This is a genomic window from Flavobacterium xinjiangense, assembly GCF_900142885.1.
In the GTDB taxonomy this organism is placed as follows: domain Bacteria; phylum Bacteroidota; class Bacteroidia; order Flavobacteriales; family Flavobacteriaceae; genus Flavobacterium; species Flavobacterium xinjiangense.
Genome location: NZ_FRCL01000002.1, coordinates 1 through 18,758 on the forward strand (window position 1 = coordinate 1; position 18,758 = coordinate 18,758).

17 protein-coding genes and 1 pseudogene are annotated in these 18,758 nt (G+C 35.1%); 13 read left to right on the top strand and 5 right to left on the bottom strand.

Translation table 11 applies throughout. From position 1 onward, the window contains the following. Window positions 1–304: IS3 family transposase (locus tag BUC23_RS02310; protein ID WP_139259757.1), on the top strand; the 304-nt coding region annotated here is incomplete at its 5' end. A 71-nt stretch (window positions 305–375) separates the two neighbouring features. On the opposite strand, the gene BUC23_RS02315 is transcribed toward BUC23_RS02310, so the two are convergent. The 3 genes from BUC23_RS02315 to metG form a co-directional block, all read right to left on the bottom strand. Then, window positions 376–1,647 carry an OmpA family protein gene (locus tag BUC23_RS02315; RefSeq protein ID WP_073204836.1) on the bottom strand — a complete coding sequence of 424 codons (1,272 nt, stop codon included), beginning with the start codon at window positions 1,645–1,647 and terminating at the stop codon, window positions 376–378. Between the two features lie 304 nt (window positions 1,648–1,951). Next, window positions 1,952–2,638, bottom strand: coding sequence for an HAD family hydrolase (locus BUC23_RS02320; RefSeq protein ID WP_073204840.1), 687 nt, complete (start codon window positions 2,636–2,638; stop codon window positions 1,952–1,954). Between the two features lie 79 nt (window positions 2,639–2,717). Further along, window positions 2,718–4,778 carry a methionine--tRNA ligase gene (metG, locus tag BUC23_RS02325; RefSeq protein ID WP_073204843.1) on the bottom strand — a complete coding sequence of 687 codons (2,061 nt, stop codon included), beginning with the start codon at window positions 4,776–4,778 and terminating at the stop codon, window positions 2,718–2,720. A gap of 224 nt (window positions 4,779–5,002) precedes the next feature. Here metG and BUC23_RS17430 point away from each other — a divergent pair, with 224 nt between their 5' ends. The 9 genes from BUC23_RS17430 to proC all read left to right on the top strand — a co-directional run bounded on the left by BUC23_RS17430 (window position 5,003) and on the right by proC (window position 13,296). Then, window positions 5,003–5,173, top strand: a complete 171-nt coding sequence (locus tag BUC23_RS17430; RefSeq protein WP_167365547.1) for a hypothetical protein — start codon at window positions 5,003–5,005, stop codon at window positions 5,171–5,173. Between the two features lie 69 nt (window positions 5,174–5,242). Then, window positions 5,243–5,782, top strand: coding sequence for a DMP19 family protein (locus BUC23_RS02330; protein WP_073204846.1), 540 nt, complete (start codon window positions 5,243–5,245; stop codon window positions 5,780–5,782). A 231-nt stretch (window positions 5,783–6,013) separates the two neighbouring features. Then, the gene (gene serS, locus BUC23_RS02335) at window positions 6,014–7,285 is read left to right on the top strand and encodes a serine--tRNA ligase (protein WP_073204849.1); all 1,272 of its coding nucleotides are present in this window, start codon (window positions 6,014–6,016) and stop codon (window positions 7,283–7,285) included. A gap of 77 nt (window positions 7,286–7,362) precedes the next feature. Beyond that, window positions 7,363–9,141 carry a tetratricopeptide repeat protein gene (locus BUC23_RS02340; RefSeq protein WP_073204852.1) on the top strand — a complete coding sequence of 593 codons (1,779 nt, stop codon included), beginning with the start codon at window positions 7,363–7,365 and terminating at the stop codon, window positions 9,139–9,141. Window positions 9,142–9,219: 78 nt separating this feature from the next. Beyond that, on the top strand, window positions 9,220–9,531 hold the full coding sequence (locus tag BUC23_RS02345) for a DUF4286 family protein (RefSeq protein ID WP_073204855.1): 312 nt from the start codon (window positions 9,220–9,222) through the stop codon (window positions 9,529–9,531). Between the two features lie 158 nt (window positions 9,532–9,689). Then, the gene (locus BUC23_RS02350; RefSeq protein WP_073204858.1) at window positions 9,690–10,220 is read left to right on the top strand and encodes an ORF6N domain-containing protein; all 531 of its coding nucleotides are present in this window, start codon (window positions 9,690–9,692) and stop codon (window positions 10,218–10,220) included. A gap of 110 nt (window positions 10,221–10,330) precedes the next feature. Further along, complete coding sequence (gene rsmA / locus BUC23_RS02355; protein WP_073204861.1) at window positions 10,331–11,110, top strand: 16S rRNA (adenine(1518)-N(6)/adenine(1519)-N(6))-dimethyltransferase RsmA; 780 nt, start codon at window positions 10,331–10,333, stop codon at window positions 11,108–11,110. Next, a complete protein-coding gene (gene mgtE / locus BUC23_RS02360; RefSeq protein WP_073204864.1) occupies window positions 11,100–12,449 on the top strand; it encodes a magnesium transporter in 1,350 nt (449 codons plus the stop codon). Before rsmA ends, mgtE begins: the two co-directional genes overlap by 11 nt. 70 nt (window positions 12,450–12,519) lie before the next feature. Further along, window positions 12,520–13,296, top strand: a complete 777-nt coding sequence (proC, locus tag BUC23_RS02365) for a pyrroline-5-carboxylate reductase (RefSeq protein WP_073204867.1) — start codon at window positions 12,520–12,522, stop codon at window positions 13,294–13,296. A gap of 58 nt (window positions 13,297–13,354) precedes the next feature. Here the strand turns inward: proC and nhaA are convergent, their stop codons facing one another. After that, entirely contained in the window at window positions 13,355–14,527 is a 1,173-nt protein-coding gene (nhaA, locus tag BUC23_RS02370; protein ID WP_073204870.1) for a Na+/H+ antiporter NhaA, read from the bottom strand. 122 nt (window positions 14,528–14,649) lie between these two features. Between nhaA and BUC23_RS02375 the strand changes: the two are divergent. From BUC23_RS02375 to BUC23_RS02385, 3 genes and pseudogenes are all read left to right on the top strand, one after another. Continuing rightward, window positions 14,650–15,588 (top strand): annotated as a pseudogene (locus BUC23_RS02375) (2-hydroxyacid dehydrogenase); the annotation flags it as partial. 455 nt (window positions 15,589–16,043) lie between these two features. Next, window positions 16,044–16,427: a DUF4234 domain-containing protein gene (locus tag BUC23_RS02380; protein ID WP_073204873.1), complete on the top strand. Its 384-nt coding sequence runs from the start codon at window positions 16,044–16,046 to the stop codon at window positions 16,425–16,427. Next, window positions 16,402–16,866 carry a DUF2752 domain-containing protein gene (locus BUC23_RS02385; RefSeq protein ID WP_073204877.1) on the top strand — a complete coding sequence of 155 codons (465 nt, stop codon included), beginning with the start codon at window positions 16,402–16,404 and terminating at the stop codon, window positions 16,864–16,866. Before BUC23_RS02380 ends, BUC23_RS02385 begins: the two co-directional genes overlap by 26 nt. A gap of 74 nt (window positions 16,867–16,940) precedes the next feature. On the opposite strand, the gene BUC23_RS02390 is transcribed toward BUC23_RS02385, so the two are convergent. Next, complete coding sequence (locus BUC23_RS02390; RefSeq protein WP_073204879.1) at window positions 16,941–18,743, bottom strand: GNAT family N-acyltransferase; 1,803 nt, start codon at window positions 18,741–18,743, stop codon at window positions 16,941–16,943. Between the last annotated feature and the right edge of the window lie 15 nt (window positions 18,744–18,758).

Sequence of the window (18,758 nt, forward strand, 5' to 3'; positions counted from 1 at the left end):
TAATCTGACCTTACACTCAGATCAAGGCTGGCAATATCAAATGAAACAATACCAATACTTGTTAAAAGAAAAAGGAATTAAACAAAGTATGTCTAGAAAAGGGAACTGTTTAGATAATGCCATTATTGAAAACTTCTTTGGAATACTAAAATCAGAACTGTTTTACATACAAAAATTTGCAAGTTTAGAAGAACTAAAGCGGGAAATTAAAAAATATATAAACTATTACAATAGCATAAGAATTAAATCAAATTTAAACAAAATGAGCCCGATACAATATCGAGCTCATTATTATCAAAATTAATTATAAATTTGTCCAAACTTTTGGGTTCAGTCTAAAATTTCCTTTAGGGCTTTTTGATATAGAGAAGTAAATTATTTTACTCTAAAAGTAACTCTTCTTACTAATTTTCTTGCAGCATCTGAATCTTTATCAACTGAAGTGTCTTCACCAGCAGCAACTACATTCAATCTTGAAGCATCTACATTAGCTTTTACTAAAGTGTTTTTTACATTAGTAGCTCTTGCATTAGATAATTTATCATTGTAAGCAGATCTTCCTAATTCGTCAGCATGACCAATAATATCAACTGAAGCAGAAGGATTGTTTCTTAAGTAAGTTAAGATAAAATCAGTACCTTCAGTAGAAACATTTGTTGGTGTTGATTTGTTGAAATCAAAATAAACAGCTACATAACCACCATTGATTAAACTTTTAATCAATTCATTATTGTATACAACAGAACCGTCTCCAGTATTAGCTGCATAGTTTTTCATGATGTAAGCTTCAGTTTCATCAGGAACATTGTTATTGTTTTTGTCAATAGATCTTCCTTTAGTATCAACCATTTGACCAGCAGGAGTATTTTGTTCTTGATCTAAATAATCAGCTACACCATCATTGTCAGAATCTAACATTTTGTTTTCGATAGCCGCAAATCTTGCATCAATTGCATCAAATTTACCTTCGTTATCGATAACCCAGTCAGCATGTTTTACGTTTTTACCTAAGTAAACTGTAATACCTGCAGTACCGTTGAAAAGAATTCCACCAAAACCTTTAGTGTTAGATGAACTAGCTGCGTCAAAAGCAAGATTTTGTTTTGCGTTAATGATAGTAGTAAAATCTCCAGTTAATGCAATTCTGTCTGATAATTTGATTTGACCAGTTAAACCTGCCATGAAGTTACCCATTCTGTCTTTTAAGTAAGAAGGATCTTTTCTTTCTAAGAATGACAAACCTACACCAGCATGACCTAATAAACCAATAGATTTAGTCCAAGTTTCAAAACTCATGATTCTTCCTAAGTTAGCAACACCTTGTAAGTCTACTCTGTAGTACTTAGTGTCAAAACTTTTTGAATTATCTTTATTTGTGAAGCTGTTGTAACCAAAATCAGTTTTCAAACCGAATTTGTTGTTAAACATGTAACGAACACCGAAGTCAACAACGTAAGGACTAACAAGTGTTGTGTTATAACCTGCTGTTGATGGTCTTTGGTATTTGTTAAAACCACCAGCTAATTCTACAGACCATTTGTTGAAAGGAGTTTCAACTGATGCTTCTGTGCTTTTTACAGTTTCTGTTTGAGCACTCATAGTGGTCATAACAGAAGCAAATACTAACGAAAGTATGATTTTTTTCATAATTGTTTTCAATTTTTAATTTATGCAAAAATACATCACAATATTATATAAAAAAACTAAACCGTTAATTATATAAAGTTTATCAAAAATTCTATAAGTACTAAAGAATAGGCTAGACTTAAGTATTTGTTAATCAGTATTTAAGATTTGCTAAGTAAAATATATTTTTTTTAAAAATCATACAAATATTATCTTTTTTATACTATTTACCTTATTAATTAGTACAATTATGCGAGTATTCAGGTTGAAAACTGTCTGTAATCGGCAAATTCTTAATGAGTAATAGCGTCACCTAGAGGAAGTATTATTGTAATCTCTTCAATACATCAGTTATTTTTTCGAAAGCACTAAAATTTTCATGCTCTACTTTATGGTCGATTTTTTCGTGTGCCCAAGTCGTGTGAAAAGGAATGTGGACTGCATGTCCGCCAATAGCTAAAACCGGAAGAATATCCGATTTTAAGGAATTTCCAATCATAAAAAATTCGGATGGTTGTATTTCCAATCGTTTGATCAAATCAGAATAATCAATTTCTTGCTTGTCTGACATCACTTCGATATGGTGAAAATAATGTCCCAAACCAGAATTGTGCAGTTTTCGGCGTTGGTCTAATAAATCGCCTTTGGTGGCGACGACCAATTTATATTTTCCGTGTAAAGTTTCCAAAGTTTCTTCTACGCCATCCAATAAGACGATTGGTTTTTCAAGTAATTCTTTTCCGTATCGGATAATTTTTTCGATGATTTCAATCGGAATTGTATTATTTGATATAGACATGGCTGCTTCAATCATAGAAAGAATATAGCCTTTTATTCCGTAACCGTATAATTTCAGATTGTCGATTTCTACTTTAAAGAGTTCTTTTGAAATTCCTTGATGCGACAAATAATCTTCCATTAAACCACAAAATTTCTTCTCGGTTTCATCAAAATACGTTTCGTTGATCCATAAGGTATCATCGGCGTCGAAAGCAATTACTTTTAAACTCATGGTTTTATGTTTTACCGCGAATTCGCAAATTTTAATTTAAAAGTAAAAAAATAATTTGCGAATTCGTGGTTGATTTTTCTTAATTTATTGTCTCTCCATTAGCAACTCCATCAGTATCCGGATTTACAAAAACCAGTTTTCCTTCGGTATTTGTGGTCATCAAAATCATTCCCTGACTTTCTACGCCACGAAGATTTCTTGGAGCCAAATTCACTAAAACAGTTACTCTTTTCCCTGCAATATCTTCTGGTTTAAAACTTTCGGCAATTCCGGAAACGATAGTGCGAACATCAATTCCAGTGTCTACTTTTAAGATCAAAAGCTTGTTTGCTTTCGGCATTTTTTCGGCTTCCAGAATTGTTCCTGTACGGATATCCATTTTGGCAAAATCCTCAAATTGAATCGCTTCTTTCTGCGGCTCTGCAACTTTATTCTCCGCTTTGTTAGCGGTTTTAGTCGCTTCCAGTTTGTCTATTTGTTTTTGGATTTCCTCGTCTTCAATTTTGGCAAACAATAATTCAGCTTCGCCAATCTGGTGACCCGCTGGAATCAAATCAGAAGTTTCTGAGATTGTATTCCAGTTCAATGGACTTTCTATTTTTAGAATTCTTGATAATTTTTTGGCTGTAAATGGCAAGAACGGTTCGCATAGTGAACTCAGTGCAGCAGCAATTTGCAACGCCACATACATTTGGGTTTGTACACGACCTAGATCGGTTTTTACCATTTTCCAAGGCTCTTCGTCGGCAAGATATTTATTTCCCAATCGGGCAACATTCATCAATTCGCTCAAAGCTTCTCTAAATCTATAACGTTCAATCGAACTCGAAATCACGGCCGGATATGCTTTCAATTCGGTCAAAGTAGCTTCGTCCACTCCCGAAAATGTGTTCGGACTTGGAACGATTCCTTCGTAATATTTATTGGTTAAAACCACGACACGATTAATGAAATTACCATAAATTGCTACTAATTCATTGTTATTTCTCGCCTGAAAATCTTTCCAAGTAAAATCATTATCCTTAGTTTCCGGTGCATTTGATGTCAACGCATAACGCAAAACATCTTGCTGATTCGGGAATTCTTCTAAATATTCGTGCAACCAAACTGCCCAGTTTTTAGACGTAGACAATTTGTTTCCTTCCAAGTTCAAGAATTCATTTGCAGGAACGTTGTCCGGCAAAATATAGCTTCCTTCGGCTTTCAGCATAGCAGGAAAAATGATGCAATGGAAAACAATATTGTCTTTCCCAATAAAGTGAACCAGTTTTGTATCTTTATCTTTCCAGTATGGTTCCCAATCTTTTCCTTCGCGCAAAGCCCATTCTTTGGTGGAAGAAATATAGCCAATTGGCGCATCAAACCACACGTATAATTTTTTTCCTTCAGCACCTTCAACAGGAACGTCAATTCCCCAATCCAAATCACGAGTTACCGCACGAGGTTCTAATCCACCGTCAATCCAAGATTTTACTTGTCCGTAAACATTCGGTTTCCAGTCATTTTTATGTCCAACCAGAATCCATTCTCTCAAGAAATCTTCGTAACGGTCCAAAGGCAAAAACCAGTGTTTCGTCGATTTCAAAATCGGAGTTTCTCCAGTTATTGTCGATTTTGGATTAATTAAATCTGTAGCATTCAGTGTCGAACCACATTTTTCGCATTGGTCACCGTAAGCTTCTTCGTTGCCACATTTTGGGCAAGTTCCCACCACAAAACGGTCTGCCAAGAATTGATCTGCTTTTGCATCATACAATTGCTCGGTCACTTCTTCAATAAAATCGCCTTGTTCATACAGTTTTCTAAAAAATTCCGAAGCCGTATCATGATGAATTTTAGCCGAAGTTCTGGAATAATTATCAAAAGAAATTCCAAAATCAGAGAACGATTTACGGATTATTCCATCATATTTATCGATTACTTCCTGTGGCGTAATGCCTTCTTTTTTGGCTTTCATCGAAATCGCCACGCCGTGTTCGTCGCTTCCGCAAACAAACAAAACGTCTCTTCCTTGCAATCTTAAATATCTGGAATATATGTCCGAAGGCACGTAGACACCCGCCAAATGGCCAATGTGAATCGGTCCGTTTGTATAAGGTAATGCCGCTGTAATCGTATATCTTTTTGGATTCTGTATCATGATTCAATTTTATTGAGTGCAAAAATAAGCAATAGAATTTTTATTTGAAGCTATTTCCCGTCTCGTTTTAAAGACGAGATTGCAATCTTATTGTTTTTAAAGAAAAAACAATAAGGATTTCCACTTTTATCGGGGCTAGGGGATTTGTTAGTGTAAGACGTTTTTTGAGATAATGTAAAATGATTATTTATATTTGTAACCGTAATTAAAGAACACTGTAAACCATGGCAAAAGGACCCGAAAAGAACACCAAAAATAAGGCTTTACACACCAAATTGCTAAATCGGAAAAAGGCTAAACTTCAAGAAGAAAAAAAAGAAAAAGCCTTACGTTTGAAAGCTTTGGTTGCAAAAATGAATCATAAAAAGAACAGTAACGAATCTGATAGCATATAAATCAAATTGTATTTCGTTTCTGTTTTTATTTAACTGAAATTTGCACTTTAGTATTCAAACACAAAACCTATGGAATTCGGTAGAATAATTATTTCAGAAACAGCCTTTAATAGTGAGAACCTTCAAGATGTGATCCACTCTAATATTTCGGTAATCAATTTAATGCGCGAGGAAGGCGTAAACGATGATTTGATTCACGAAGATGCCATAATGAGTTATTATTTAGATTATTACACGTCACAATATGCCGAAGGAAATTTTGCTCAGTTTGTATACAATTCGGGGTGGGATAAAGAATTAAACGAATTAATAGAAGAAGGGTTGGCATTAATTGGCGCCGAAAAGCATTTGGAATTGTTCCAACAACAATCCAAAAAAGTAAAATTAATGAGCAGCGTAAAGTTGAATAAATTCTTGAAAGGGAAACTGGAAGGTGTAAATCCTATCCGAGATTTGCTCAACAACGACACTTTTTTCGAAATAGAAGAGAACCTCGTTACTTTGAATGCTACTTTTTTAAAAACTCACCCCGATTTTGAAGTCCTTTCTGTAGACGACATGTTTGCAACCATAGAAGAATTTGTAGGTCATGAGATTAAAAGAGAGTAGAAGAAAGTCAAAAGTCAAAAGTCTTAAAGGTGTTTTTCTGTAGTACTCCATTGTCTTTTCAACATAATATTATATTTAAATAAAGGGTTACTAAATAAGGTTATTTCCTAGAGCTTGACTTTGTGACTTTATGACTTTGGACTTTGGACTAATTTTTTGTCCCATTTCTATCAAACATTTCCTTAAATTTGCTACCATTATTATATAAGTTAGCGTTTAAAAAAATCAACTATGTTACAAATTGCATTTATTAGAGAGAATCAAGAAAAAGTAATCAAGGCTTTAGCAAAGAGAAACATCGATGCTACAAGTGTTGTTGAAGAAGTGGTACAACTGGATGAAAAACGTCGCGCTACGCAAGTGGAGCTAGACAACATTTTATCCGAATCTAATAAATTATCCAAAGACATTGGCGAATTGATGAAAAGCGGAGAGAAAGCGAAAGCCGCCATTCTAAAAGAAAAAACCGTTTTAAACAAAGAAAAAAGTAAAGCTTTAGCCGAAACTGCTGATGCACTTGCCGCTGAACTTTTAGAGAAATTATATACGTTACCCAATCTTCCTGCGGATATTGTTCCTGTTGGAAAAACGCCGGAGGAAAACCTAAACGTTTTTGAAGAAGGGGAAATTCCAGTTTTGCACGAAGGCGCACAACCGCATTGGGAATTAGTAAAAAAATACGACATCATCGATTTTGAATTGGGTGTAAAAATCACTGGCGCAGGATTTCCAGTTTATAAAGGAAAAGGAGCACGATTACAACGTGCTTTGATTAATTATTTCTTGGATAAAAATACCGCTGCCGGTTACAATGAAGTTCAGGTTCCGCATATGGTCAACGAAGCATCAGCGTACGGAACGGGACAATTGCCGGACAAAGAAGGTCAAATGTACCATGATAAAACCGATGATTTATACTTAATTCCAACGGCTGAGGTTCCGGTAACGAATTTGTTTCGTGATGTAATCCTTAACGAAAGTGAATTGCCGGTCTTAACTACGGCTTACACGCCATGTTTCCGTCGTGAAGCAGGTTCTTATGGCGCGCACGTACGTGGATTGAACCGTTTGCATCAATTTGACAAGGTAGAAATTGTTCGTGTAGAACATCCGGATAAGTCATACGAAGCTTTGGACGGAATGGTAGAACACGTGAAAAGTATTATGCGTGAATTAAAATTACCTTATAGAATATTGCGTCTTTGTGGAGGTGACATGAGTTTTGCATCGGCTTTGACGTATGATTTCGAAGTTTTTTCTACGGCACAAGATCGTTGGTTAGAAATTAGTTCAGTTTCTAATTTTGAGACTTTTCAAACGAATCGTTTGAAATTGCGTTTCAAAGATAAAGACGGAAAAAATCAATTGGCACATACGTTAAACGGAAGTTCATTGGCTTTGCCAAGAGTTTTGGCTGGAATTTTAGAAAATTACCAAACTCCGGAAGGAATCGTAATCCCAGAAGTGTTGCGTCCGTATTGCGGGTTTGATATTATAGATTAATTAGCTTGCGGTTATCAGTCACAGTTTACAGCCCTGTGACTGAAAACTGTGACTGCGACTAAAACCGAATATTGAAAATGAAAAAGCTCTTTCTTTATATTACTTTGTCATTCTCGCTATTTGCGTTTTCTCAAAACGAACAATTGGCTCAGTATTATTATGACAAAGGCGATTTTGAAAAAGCCAAAATCAGTTATGAAGAGTTATTGGAAAACATTCCACAAAACACGCAATATTTTCTGAGAACAATCGACTGTTATCAGCAATTAAAGCAGTTTGATGTTGCAGAGAAAGCAATACAAACTCGATTAGATAAATACAAACAGGGAAATCTTCTTGTTGAATTAGGCTATAACTTTCAGTTGCAAAAAAACGATGCCAAAGCCAAGAATTTCTATGATCAGGCATTAGAACGCATCAAGAAAAATCCTAATGAAGTTTATGGTATTTCTAATTCTTTTGAGAAAAAAGTATTGCTGGATTATGCGCTGAAATCCTATCAAACCGCTACAGAATTAGAACCTAATTTCAATTTCAACTATCAAATAGCGTTGCTCTACGGGCAATTGGGTAATGCCGAAATGATGATTTCGACCTTCCTGAATGAAGCCTACGCGAATCCTCAAAATTCGATAATGATTCAAAATCAATTGGCTCGTTTTATGGTTGATGAGGGAGATGCCAGTTTTAATGAAACCTTGCGCAAGGCATTAATTGTTAGGACTCAAAAAAATCAGGATATTTTCTGGAATCGTTATTTGAGTTGGTATTATGTGCAACAAAAAGAATTTGAAAAAGCATTTATCCAAGAAAAAGCGATTTATAAACGTGACCCGGAATCACTTTCTAATATTGTGAATTTAGGACAATTGGCAATTGAGGAAGACAATCAGGACGCGGCAAAGGAAATTCTTGGTTTTGTTTTGGAAAACACCAAAGACCTAGAGCTTTTGATTCAAGCTAATTCCTATTTGATGAAAATGAAAATAGCGAAGGCTAAAGAAAAAGATTTTGCTGCCATCAACACAGAATTACAGGCTTTATTGAAACAATATGAAATAAGTCCTTTTACCTTATCTTTGCAGCTGATTCAAGCGCATTTCGTTGCTTTTAATTTAAAAAAACCAGAAGATGGGAAAGCAATAATTAAAAAAGCACTGGAGTTGCAATTGAATGATTATGATGTGGCTCAGGTCAAAATGGAATTGGCGGATATTTTGCTTTATGAGGAAAAGTTCAATCAGGCATTAATTTATTATTCCCAAATTGAATTGGATTTAAAAAATGATGTGATTGCGCATGAAGCCAGTTTAAAATCAGCAAAAACGAGTTATTTCAAGACTGATTTTGTCTGGGCATTGAAACAATTCAAGGAACTGAAATCAGCCAATACACAACTGATTGCCAACGATGCCTTGGAATATTTTCTTTTGATTAATGATAATACCGTTGCTGATTCGACACAAACAGCATTGAAACAATTTGCAAAAGGAGATTATCTTTTATATCAAAACAGAAATCAGGAAGCGGAAGCTCAATTTCAGATGATATTAAAAAATTACAAAGGGCAGGAAATAGAGGCGGTGACGTTATTGCGTTTAGGAAGAATTTACGAGAAACTAGGTGATTTTACTTTTGCTTTAAGCCAATATCAAAATATTATTGACCATCATAGTGACGGGATTTATGTTGATGAAGCTTTGTTTTTTTCGGCAGAAATTTATAACAAACAATTAAAGTTGCCAGAAAAGGCAAAGCCATTGTACGAAAAGATAATTTTCAATCATCAGGACAGTATTTATTTTGTTGATGCCAGAAAGGCATTTAGGCAACTGCGAGGTGATACTAATTTATAAAACAGATTGCTAGATTGTTGAATTTTTTGAAAAAGTCTAACAATCTAACAATCTAATAATCTAACAATCAAAAAAAAAATGATAATATACAACGTTACCACAAACATACATGAAAGCGTTCACGATCAGTGGATGATTTGGATGCAACACAAACACATTCCTGAAATTCTTGCTACAGGGAAATTCTCATCGGCAAGAATGGTACGGGTTTTAATCGAAGAAGAAATGGGTGGAGTGACTTATTCTGTTCAATATACAACGGATAGCAAAGAAACCCTAGAAAAATATTATCAGGAAGATGCACCTGGTTTTCGTGAAGAAGGAGTGAAGTTATTTGGAGACAAAATGCTTGCTTTTAGAACGGAACTAGAATTGCTTGCGGATTATTAGAGTCATTGCGAGGAACGAAGCAATCACATTCAGGGTATGGTTTTGAATCAAAACCTTGAAGTCGCAATTTGCGGTATCAAGTCGGATTGTAAAAATTGAAATAATTGAAGGTCGCAATTTGCGACCTCCAATTATAAAAAATATAAAAATTTCATTTTATGAACGATAAAATTTTAATAATTCCGGATGACACCGTTATCAATAAGATTTATTTCATTAGAAATCAAAAAGTAATGCTAGATCGTGATTTGGCAACACTTTATGGGGTTGAAACAAGGGTTTTAAAGCAAGCTGTACGAAGAAATTTGAATAGATTTCCAGAAGATTTTATGTTTGAATTATCTAAAGCAGAATTTGAGAATTGGAGGTCACAAATTGTGATCTCCAATTCTGAAAAGATGGGTTTGCGATATGCGCCGATGGCTTTTACGGAACATGGAGTGTTGATGTTATCGAGTGTTTTGAATAGTGAACAAGCAATTCAAACCAATATTCAGATAATGCGGATATTTACAAAAACAAGGCAACTGCTTTCCGATAATTCGGATTTACGAATTGATTTTGAAATAATGAAAAAGAAAATTGAAAATCAGGGAAAAAATATAGAACTCGTTTTTCAATATGTAGATGAACTTATGGAAAAGAAAGAAATCATTCCAGAACGAGAAAAAATAGGATATAAGAAGTAGTCGCAGTATTGATTTTGCGATAGTTTTCTGAATATTTAATAAAATAAACTTGCGCCTTTGTGCAAAATAAACCTAAAAGAAGCGATTGCTTCGTGCCTCGCAATGACAATATGGAAAAAGTAAAAGCAAAAAAACACCTCGGACAACATTTCTTGAAAGACGAAAGTATAGCAAAAGATATTGCCGATACGTTGAACCTAGAAGGATATGATGATGTATTAGAAATAGGACCAGGAATGGGTGTTTTGACTAAATATTTATTGGACAAACCAATCAATACTTACGTTATAGAAATCGATACAGAGTCGGTTACGTATTTAGATGAAAATTACCCGAAATTAAAGGATAAAATTATTTCTAAAGATTTTCTGAGGTATGATATTAATGAAACTTTTGAAGGAAAACAATTCGCTATCATAGGGAATTTCCCGTATAATATTTCGACGCAAATTGTTTTTAGAACATTAGAATATCGCCATCAAATTCCAGAATTTGCTGGGATGTTCCAGAAAGAAGTGGCGCAGCGCATTTGTGAAAAAAAGGGAACTAAAGCATATGGAATTCTTTCGGTTCTGGTACAGGCATTTTATGATGCCGAATATTTATTTACAGTCGATGAAAATGTTTTTATTCCGCCACCAAAAGTAAAATCAGGAGTTTTGCGTTTGCGCAGAAAAGAAGATTATAGCTTGCCTTGCGGCGAAAAATTATTTTTCACAGTGGTAAAAACAGGTTTTCAACAACGCAGAAAGACTTTGCGTAACAGTTTAAAAACCTTAAATTTGTCAGATAAACTGAGAGAGGATCCTGTTTTTGATCTTCGACCAGAACAACTAAGTGTAGAACAGTTCATAGAACTTACCCAAAAAATAGAAGCCGATGGAGTTTAAAATCAGCAAAGAACTTATTCAGGAATTAGAGCAACTTATTCAAAACAAAAACGACCAGCAACTGGAAGTTTTATTGAATGATATGCACCATGCTGATATTGCCGAAATTCTTGACGAGCTTGATTTTGACGAGGCCACTTATATTTTTAAAGTATTAGACAGTGATAAAACAGCAGAAATTCTTCTTGAATTAGAAGACGATTTGCGGGAGAATATTTTAGGTAGACTTTCGGCAAAAGAAATCGCTGAAGAGCTGGATGAATTAGAGACAAATGATGCCGCTGACATTATTGCGGAACTTTCCAAAGATTTAAAAGCTGAGGTAATATCTGAGCTTCAAGATGTTGAGCATGCCAAGGATATTGTTGATTTACTTCGTTATAAAGAAGATACTGCCGGTGGAATCATGCACAAGGAAATGGTTAAGGTCAATGAAAATTGGAATGTCCTTACTTGTGTAAAAGAAATGCGTATTCAGGCCGAAAATATCTCCAGAGTACATTCTATTTATGTGGTTGATGACGAAAATAGATTGAAAGGGCGTTTGTCGCTCAAAGATTTATTGACCACTTCAACAAAAACACCTATTAATGATATTTATATTAGAAAGCTAAACTCGGTAACAGTAGATACCGAAGATATAGAGGTTGCCCGAATCATGCAGAAATACGATTTAGAAGCCATACCTGTTATTGATGAATTGGGTCGGTTAGTGGGTAGAATCACGATTGATGACATTATCGATGTAATCAAGGACGAAGCCGATAAAGATTACCAATTGGCCGCAGGTATTACCCAAGACGTTGAAACGAATGACAGTATTTATGAGCATACCAAAGCACGTTTGCCTTGGTTACTTATGGGAATGCTTATTGAATTAATAGCATCTTATGTTATAAAAGGGAATGAAGGGACTTCTCAAAAATTTTACACACTTATTATTTTTATGCCTTTGCTCTCAGCAACAGCTGGAAATATTGGGGTTCAGGCATCGGCAATTATTGTTCAAGGTTTGGCAAACGGGACTTTGAAACAGTTTAGTCGTAGTTATTTTAGTAAGGAAATAGCCGTTGCCATGATTTCGGGAACTATAATTGCAATGATGGTTTTGGGCTATCATACGTTCATGTACGGACAATTTCAAGTAGGAATGGCTATATCAATATCGATTGTGGTAGTCATTTTATTTGCAGCAATTTTGGGAACTTTGGTGCCCCTTTTTCTGCATAAAAACAACATTGATCCAGCAATTGCTACAGGGCCATTTATCACAACAACAAACGATGTTTTTGGGATTATGATTTACTTCGGAATTGCAAATCTGATTTTAGGATTTTAATTTTAGAATAAAAAACCGAATGATTAACCACCATTCGAGCTATTAAATAACCACAACAACTAAAAATAAAATGAAAATTCACATAATTGGCGGAGGAAACTTAGGCGTCGCTATTGCAAAAGGGTTGTCGAAATTTTCGCAAGGAAATCAAATCACGATAACCAGAAGAAATACAAGCAGTATTCTATATTTAGAACAACTAGGAGTAATCGTTTCTGCAGATAACAAGTATCAAATTCAAGATGCAGATATTATTATCCTGACCATAAAGCCGTACCAAGTAGATACTGTTTTGGCAGAAATACTTCCTGTCATTTCTAATAAAGTAATCGCTTCGGCGGTGAGTGGATTGTCTATTGAAAATTTACAGAATAAGATAGGTGCTTCCAATAGCGCTATCCGAATCATGCCGAATATCGCTTCGCAATTTGGTGCATCGGCAACTTGTATTGCTTTCCATGAAAAAGACAAAGAGAAAGCGCAAAACGTGGTAGCTCTTTTCCAAGATTTAGGAACAGCTCCTATTATAGACGAGAAATTAATGGATGCAGCAACGGTTCTTGCGGCCAGCGGAACAGCTTTTGCCTTGCGCTACATTCGTGCTTCGATGCAAGCGGGAATCGAAATAGGATTTGACTGGCAAACTGCATTAGCTATTTCAGCACAAACCGTAAAAGGAGCTGCCGAAATGATTATGGAAGAACAAATTCACCCAGAACAGTTAATTGACCGTGTAACCACACCACAAGGCTGCACCATAGCGGGATTGAACGAAATGGAAATGCACGGATTCAGTTCGTCATTGATAAGAGGAATCAAAACTTCTTTGAAACAAATCAAGGGATAATTTCTTCGATATACTGCTATTTAAAAAGCGTTTGATTTTTTAAAATCAAACGCTTTTTTTAAATTATTTCAATCTTTTTTGTTTTTTTAATGGGTTTCTTTAAGGTTTGTTTCAACCAAAAGAAACCAGCCGTTCCTGCAATAAAAGAAGCAATCAGAATCGCAATTTTAGAATATGTAATTACCTCTTCACCATCATTTTTAAAAGCAAGCAATGTTATAAATATGGACATTGTAAAACCAATTCCGCCTAGCATTCCTGCGCCAATAAGAGTTTTCCATTTTAAATCTTTGGGCAAAACACAAATCCCCAGCGTAACGCCTAAAAACGAGAAAAGCCAAATCCCAAGTGGTTTTCCAATAACAAGTCCTGCTATAATTCCTATCGTGTTAGGGTGATTCAATCCTTCATGCCAGTTAGAATTTATCGCAATACACGTATTGGCTATCGCAAACAAAGGGAGAATGAAAAACGCAACCGGTTTATGTAAAAAATGTTGAATTTTATAAGAGGAAGTTTTCTTTCCTCCATCACCAAACGGAATCACAAAAGCCAATAAAACTCCAGTGATAGTAGCATGTACTCCAGAATTAAGCATGAAATACCACATGAAAACACCGCCAATTAAATAGGGGAATAAACTGTGAACCTTCATTCGATTCAGAATAAACAAACCTCCAAGAATCCCTATGGCTATAAATAAATTTACAAAAGCAATTGTTGAGGTATAGAATATCGCAATTACAATTATGGCGCCTAAATCGTCAATTACCGCTAGGGCAGTCAAGAATACCTTAAGTGATGTAGGAACGCGATTTCCTAATAATGATAAGATACCAATAGCAAAAGCAATGTCCGTAGCCATAGGAATTCCTGCTCCGTTTTGCGTCAAGGTTCCAAAATTTAAGGCTAGAAAGATTCCTGCCGGAACAACCATTCCGCCCAAGGCTCCAAAAATAGGTAATGCAGCATTCTTGATGCTGGACAATTCACCTTTGTAAATTTCGCGTTCCAGTTCTAAACCTATTAACAGGAAAAAGATAGTCATCAGTCCGTCATTAATCCAATGTGTAATTGAATGAGGTCCTAATTGAGTTTCCCAAAATGCAATATATTGTGTTTGAATCGGGGAGTTAGCGATACAAAGCGAGAGTATGGTTACAAAAAGTAACAATAGTCCTCCGGCTTTTTCGCTTTCAAAAAAGGCCTTGAATGTTTTTGTTAATCTCATTTTTGAATTTTATTACTATTGAATTCAGCAGACGTATCTCCAGAATAGAAAGAATGCTAATTTACACATTTGGGAGCTATTTTTTTGTTAATTTGGGGTATTAAAACTTAGAAATTTTTATTATGGACATCAAAATCCTTCATATTGATAGCAATCATCCTTTACTTTGGAATCAATTGCAAAATGCCGGTTTTATAAATCATAGCGATTTCACTTCCTCAAAAGAAGAAATAGAATCCAAAATTCAGGATTATCAAGGAATTGTCATTCGAAGCCGATTTAAAATTGATAAGGCATTTTTGGACAAAGCCACTAATTTGCAATTTATCGCACGAGTTGGAGCAGGTTTAGAAAGTATCGATTGCGAATATGCAGAATCTAAAAACATAACGCTTATTGCAGCACCGGAAGGAAACCGAAACGCAGTCGCCGAACATACTTTGGGAATGATATTATCTCTTTTTAATAAGCTAAATGAAGCCGACAGAGAAATACGATCCGGACATTGGAACAGGGAAAGTAACCGTGGTCATGAACTTGATGGAAAGACCGTTGGGATTATTGGTTACGGAAATATGGGAAAATCATTTGCCAAGAAACTGCGAGGTTTTGATGCGGAAGTATTGTGTTATGACATTCAGGCAAATGTAGGAGACAGTAATGCCAAGCAAGTTTCATTGCAAGAATTTCAGGAAAAAGTAGATGTAGTAAGTCTTCATATTCCGTGGACTTCAGAAACGGATAAAATGGTTGATGCTGATTTTATCAATGGATTTGCTAAATCTTTTTGGATTGTAAATACTTCTCGAGGCAAGAATATTGTCACTGCTGATTTGGTTGCTGCCATGGAATCCGGGAAAATATTCGGAGCAGGTTTAGATGTTTTGGAATATGAGAAATTGTCTTTTGAAACCCTTTTTCACGATAAAAATACGCCAGAAGCTTTTCAGTATTTATTGAAGGCGAAGAATGTGATTCTTAGTCCTCACATTGCCGGATGGACATTCGAAAGTCACGAACGTTTGGCGCAAGTAATTGTAGATAAGATTAAAGCAAAATATTCTGGTCAAGCCAAAGTTGCAGAGCCGGAGAAAAGAGCTACAGGAATTGGAGGTTTGTTCTTTAAATCCAAAAACCCAAAAGAATTGGTGGCTTGGTACGGAAAACATTTGGGCTTAAAAACGGATGATTATGGATCTACTTTTTGGTGGAAAGACAATGATGGAAATGACTGTTCCACACAATGGTCGCCGTTTGCAGATGATACTGTTTATTTTGCGCCAAGCGAAAAACAGTTTATGCAAAACTTCAGAGTAAATGATTTAGAGGGGTTGTTAAAAAAATTATCAGATGAGGGTGTAACAATTGTAGGTGATATGGAGACTTATGAGTATGGGAAGTTTGGCTGGGTTCTGGATAGCGAAGGAAACAAAATAGAACTCTGGGAGCCAATTGATAAAGCATTCCAATAAAATTTTAAATATTTACTAACTTAAATTTAACCAAACGAACGCAAATGGAAGTAACTGTACAAGAAACTTGGAACACTCCAAGAAAACCTATTCCGGTATTTAAACTAGATCCGGTATTAGTATTAATTTTCGGATTTTTAACTTGTGGATTGTATTTAATCTATTGGAACATTAAAGTTGCTGAAGTTTTTAATGCAGTTTCTGAGCGAGAAGTTATCTCGCAACCAATTGCCATTTTTGCAGGTTGTTGTTACCCAGTTAATATTTATTTCTTTTATTTGGCTGGCAGAGACGGACTTCCTGATGTTTATAGAAGAGCGGGTTCTCCTGAAAAGGATGATACGGTTTTGTTGCTTATTTTAGGTCTTTTCTTTCCAATGATTGCTGCAATGATAGTTCAAAATGATATTAATAAATTATACAATTAATACTAAGGATAAACGTAAGATTTACGGAATCATTGGCGCTACAATAACGCTTATGGTTCCGTTTTTTTTAATGTTTTTTAATGTGAACAATCATCTTGAAACGGATCAATCTTTGTGTCCTTTCAAAATGATTACAGGATTTCCTTGTCCGGGCTGCGGGATTACAAAATCATTGGTTTATTTTTATGAAGGACATTTTTATAAGTCTATTAGCTACCATATATTAGGGCCTCTTGTAATTGTATTTTGCTTAATAGCAATTGTTATATTAACTACAGAATTGATTACTAAAAAGGAATATTTTAATGCGGTAATGTATAATCAAAAACTAGCCTGTAGTTTGGGGGTTTTTCTTATAGTTTACCACGTCATAAGATTGGCTTTCTTTATAAAAAACCATTCGTTAGATTCTATTTTGAAGGAGTCAATCTGGAGGTAATTATAAAACTTGAAAAATCCCGTCTCGTCCAAAAAAGACGAGACGGGATTTTTTTATAAATAGGCATTCTGCATTCAGTCTTCTTTCTCGCTTAGTTTTCTTTCTAGTTCAGTTTGAAATTCTTCCATTACGGGCTTCATAGTGCTTTCCGGAATATCAGCGATCCTGATGTACATCAATCCGTCAACGGCATTATTAAACAGCGGATCAACATTAAAAGCAACTACTTTTGCATTTTGTTTGATGTATTTTTTAATCAAAACCGGTAAACGCAAATTTCCTGGTTCCAGTTCGTCAATAATTTTATCAAATTTATTTAAATCGGATTCAGCTTCGTCAAATATGAAGTCCTTATCGGCATCTTTTAGCTTTACCTTATACGCTTTCTTTGGGTGAATGTATTGTGCAATGTACGGATCGTAATAATTCGATTTCATGAATTCAATCATCAGTGATTTTGAAAAATCAGAAAACTGATTACTGATACTCACTCCGCCGAGCAAATATTTATGTTCTGGATAACGTAATGTAGTGTGCATTATTCCTTTCCAAAGCAAGAAAAGAGGCATGGGTTTTTGTTGGTATTCTTTGATGATAAAAGCACGGCCCATTTCGATAGACTTATGCATCATGTCATGTAATTCAGGTTCAAATCGGAAAAGGTCATTCAAATAGAAACCATTTATTCCGTATTTAGGATAAATTTCAGAACCCAATCCCATTCTATAAGCTCCCGCAATTTTATTGGCGTCACTATCCCATAGAAAAAGATGATGGTAATATTGATCATGTTTGTCTAAATCAATGGATTCGTTTGTTCCTTCGCCCACTTCTCTGAAAGTTATTTCTCGTAGACGTCCTATTTCGTGAAGAATGTTGGGTATTTTTTTTGCTTCTGCTAGAAACACTTCGTAGTTTTTGCTTAATAATAGTCGGCAATCCGTACTTCGCAGTGCGTTTACTTCTTTAGTCATTTTTTCCTGGCTTGCCGCAGTAACAATTTTTTTAGGACTTTTTGGAATTTTTAAAGTTGGTGTCGGCAAAAAAGTACTTTCTTTTTCAAAAGGATTTGCAAGCATGTACGTTTTCTTTCGCAAAAACTCTGAATATTCCTCTAACGATGCGTGTTCATTTTGTTCGCTTACGGAAATAGGCTTACCAACTCGAACTTTAATCACGCGGTGTTTTTGGCTAAATACTTCCGAAGGCAGTTTTGCCGTCCTAAAAGTGCTGCTTATTTTAGACAAAAGATAAAATAATCGACTATTTTTCGCATGAAAATAAATAGGAACAACCGGAACTTGTGCTTTTCTAATTACTTTAATAGCTCCTTCTTCCCAAGGTTTATCGACCATTAATTTACCATCTTTGTAGGTAGAAACTTCTCCCGCGGGGAACATTCCCAGCGGCTTTCCATCGCTTAAATGACGTAATGTTTCTTTGATCCCTACTACACTTGATTTAGCATCCTTATGATTTTCAAAAGGATTAACTGGCATTATGTATTTCTTAAGCGGTTCAATTCGATGCAAAAGAAAATTGGCGATAATTTTGAAATTAGGTTCTCTTTCAAGCATTAATTTCAATAGTAAAACACCGTCAATACCTCCCAAAGGGTGATTTGAAATCGTTATATAAGCGCCATCTTTTGGTAACCGTTTTAAATCCTCTTCTGGGATTTCAAATTTTATTTGTAGATCATCTAATATTCCATTCAGAAAATCAACATCAGTCAAATGTTTATTTCTGTCGTATACTTTGTTTAAGGTAGAAATTTTTAGCACCTTCATAAGCATCCAGCCTGAAAAAGTCCCCAGAACTCCGTACTTGTCTGCATTTATTGCTTTTGCAACTTCTTTCGCGGTTACTAAACCCATGTATTTTTTGTTTTT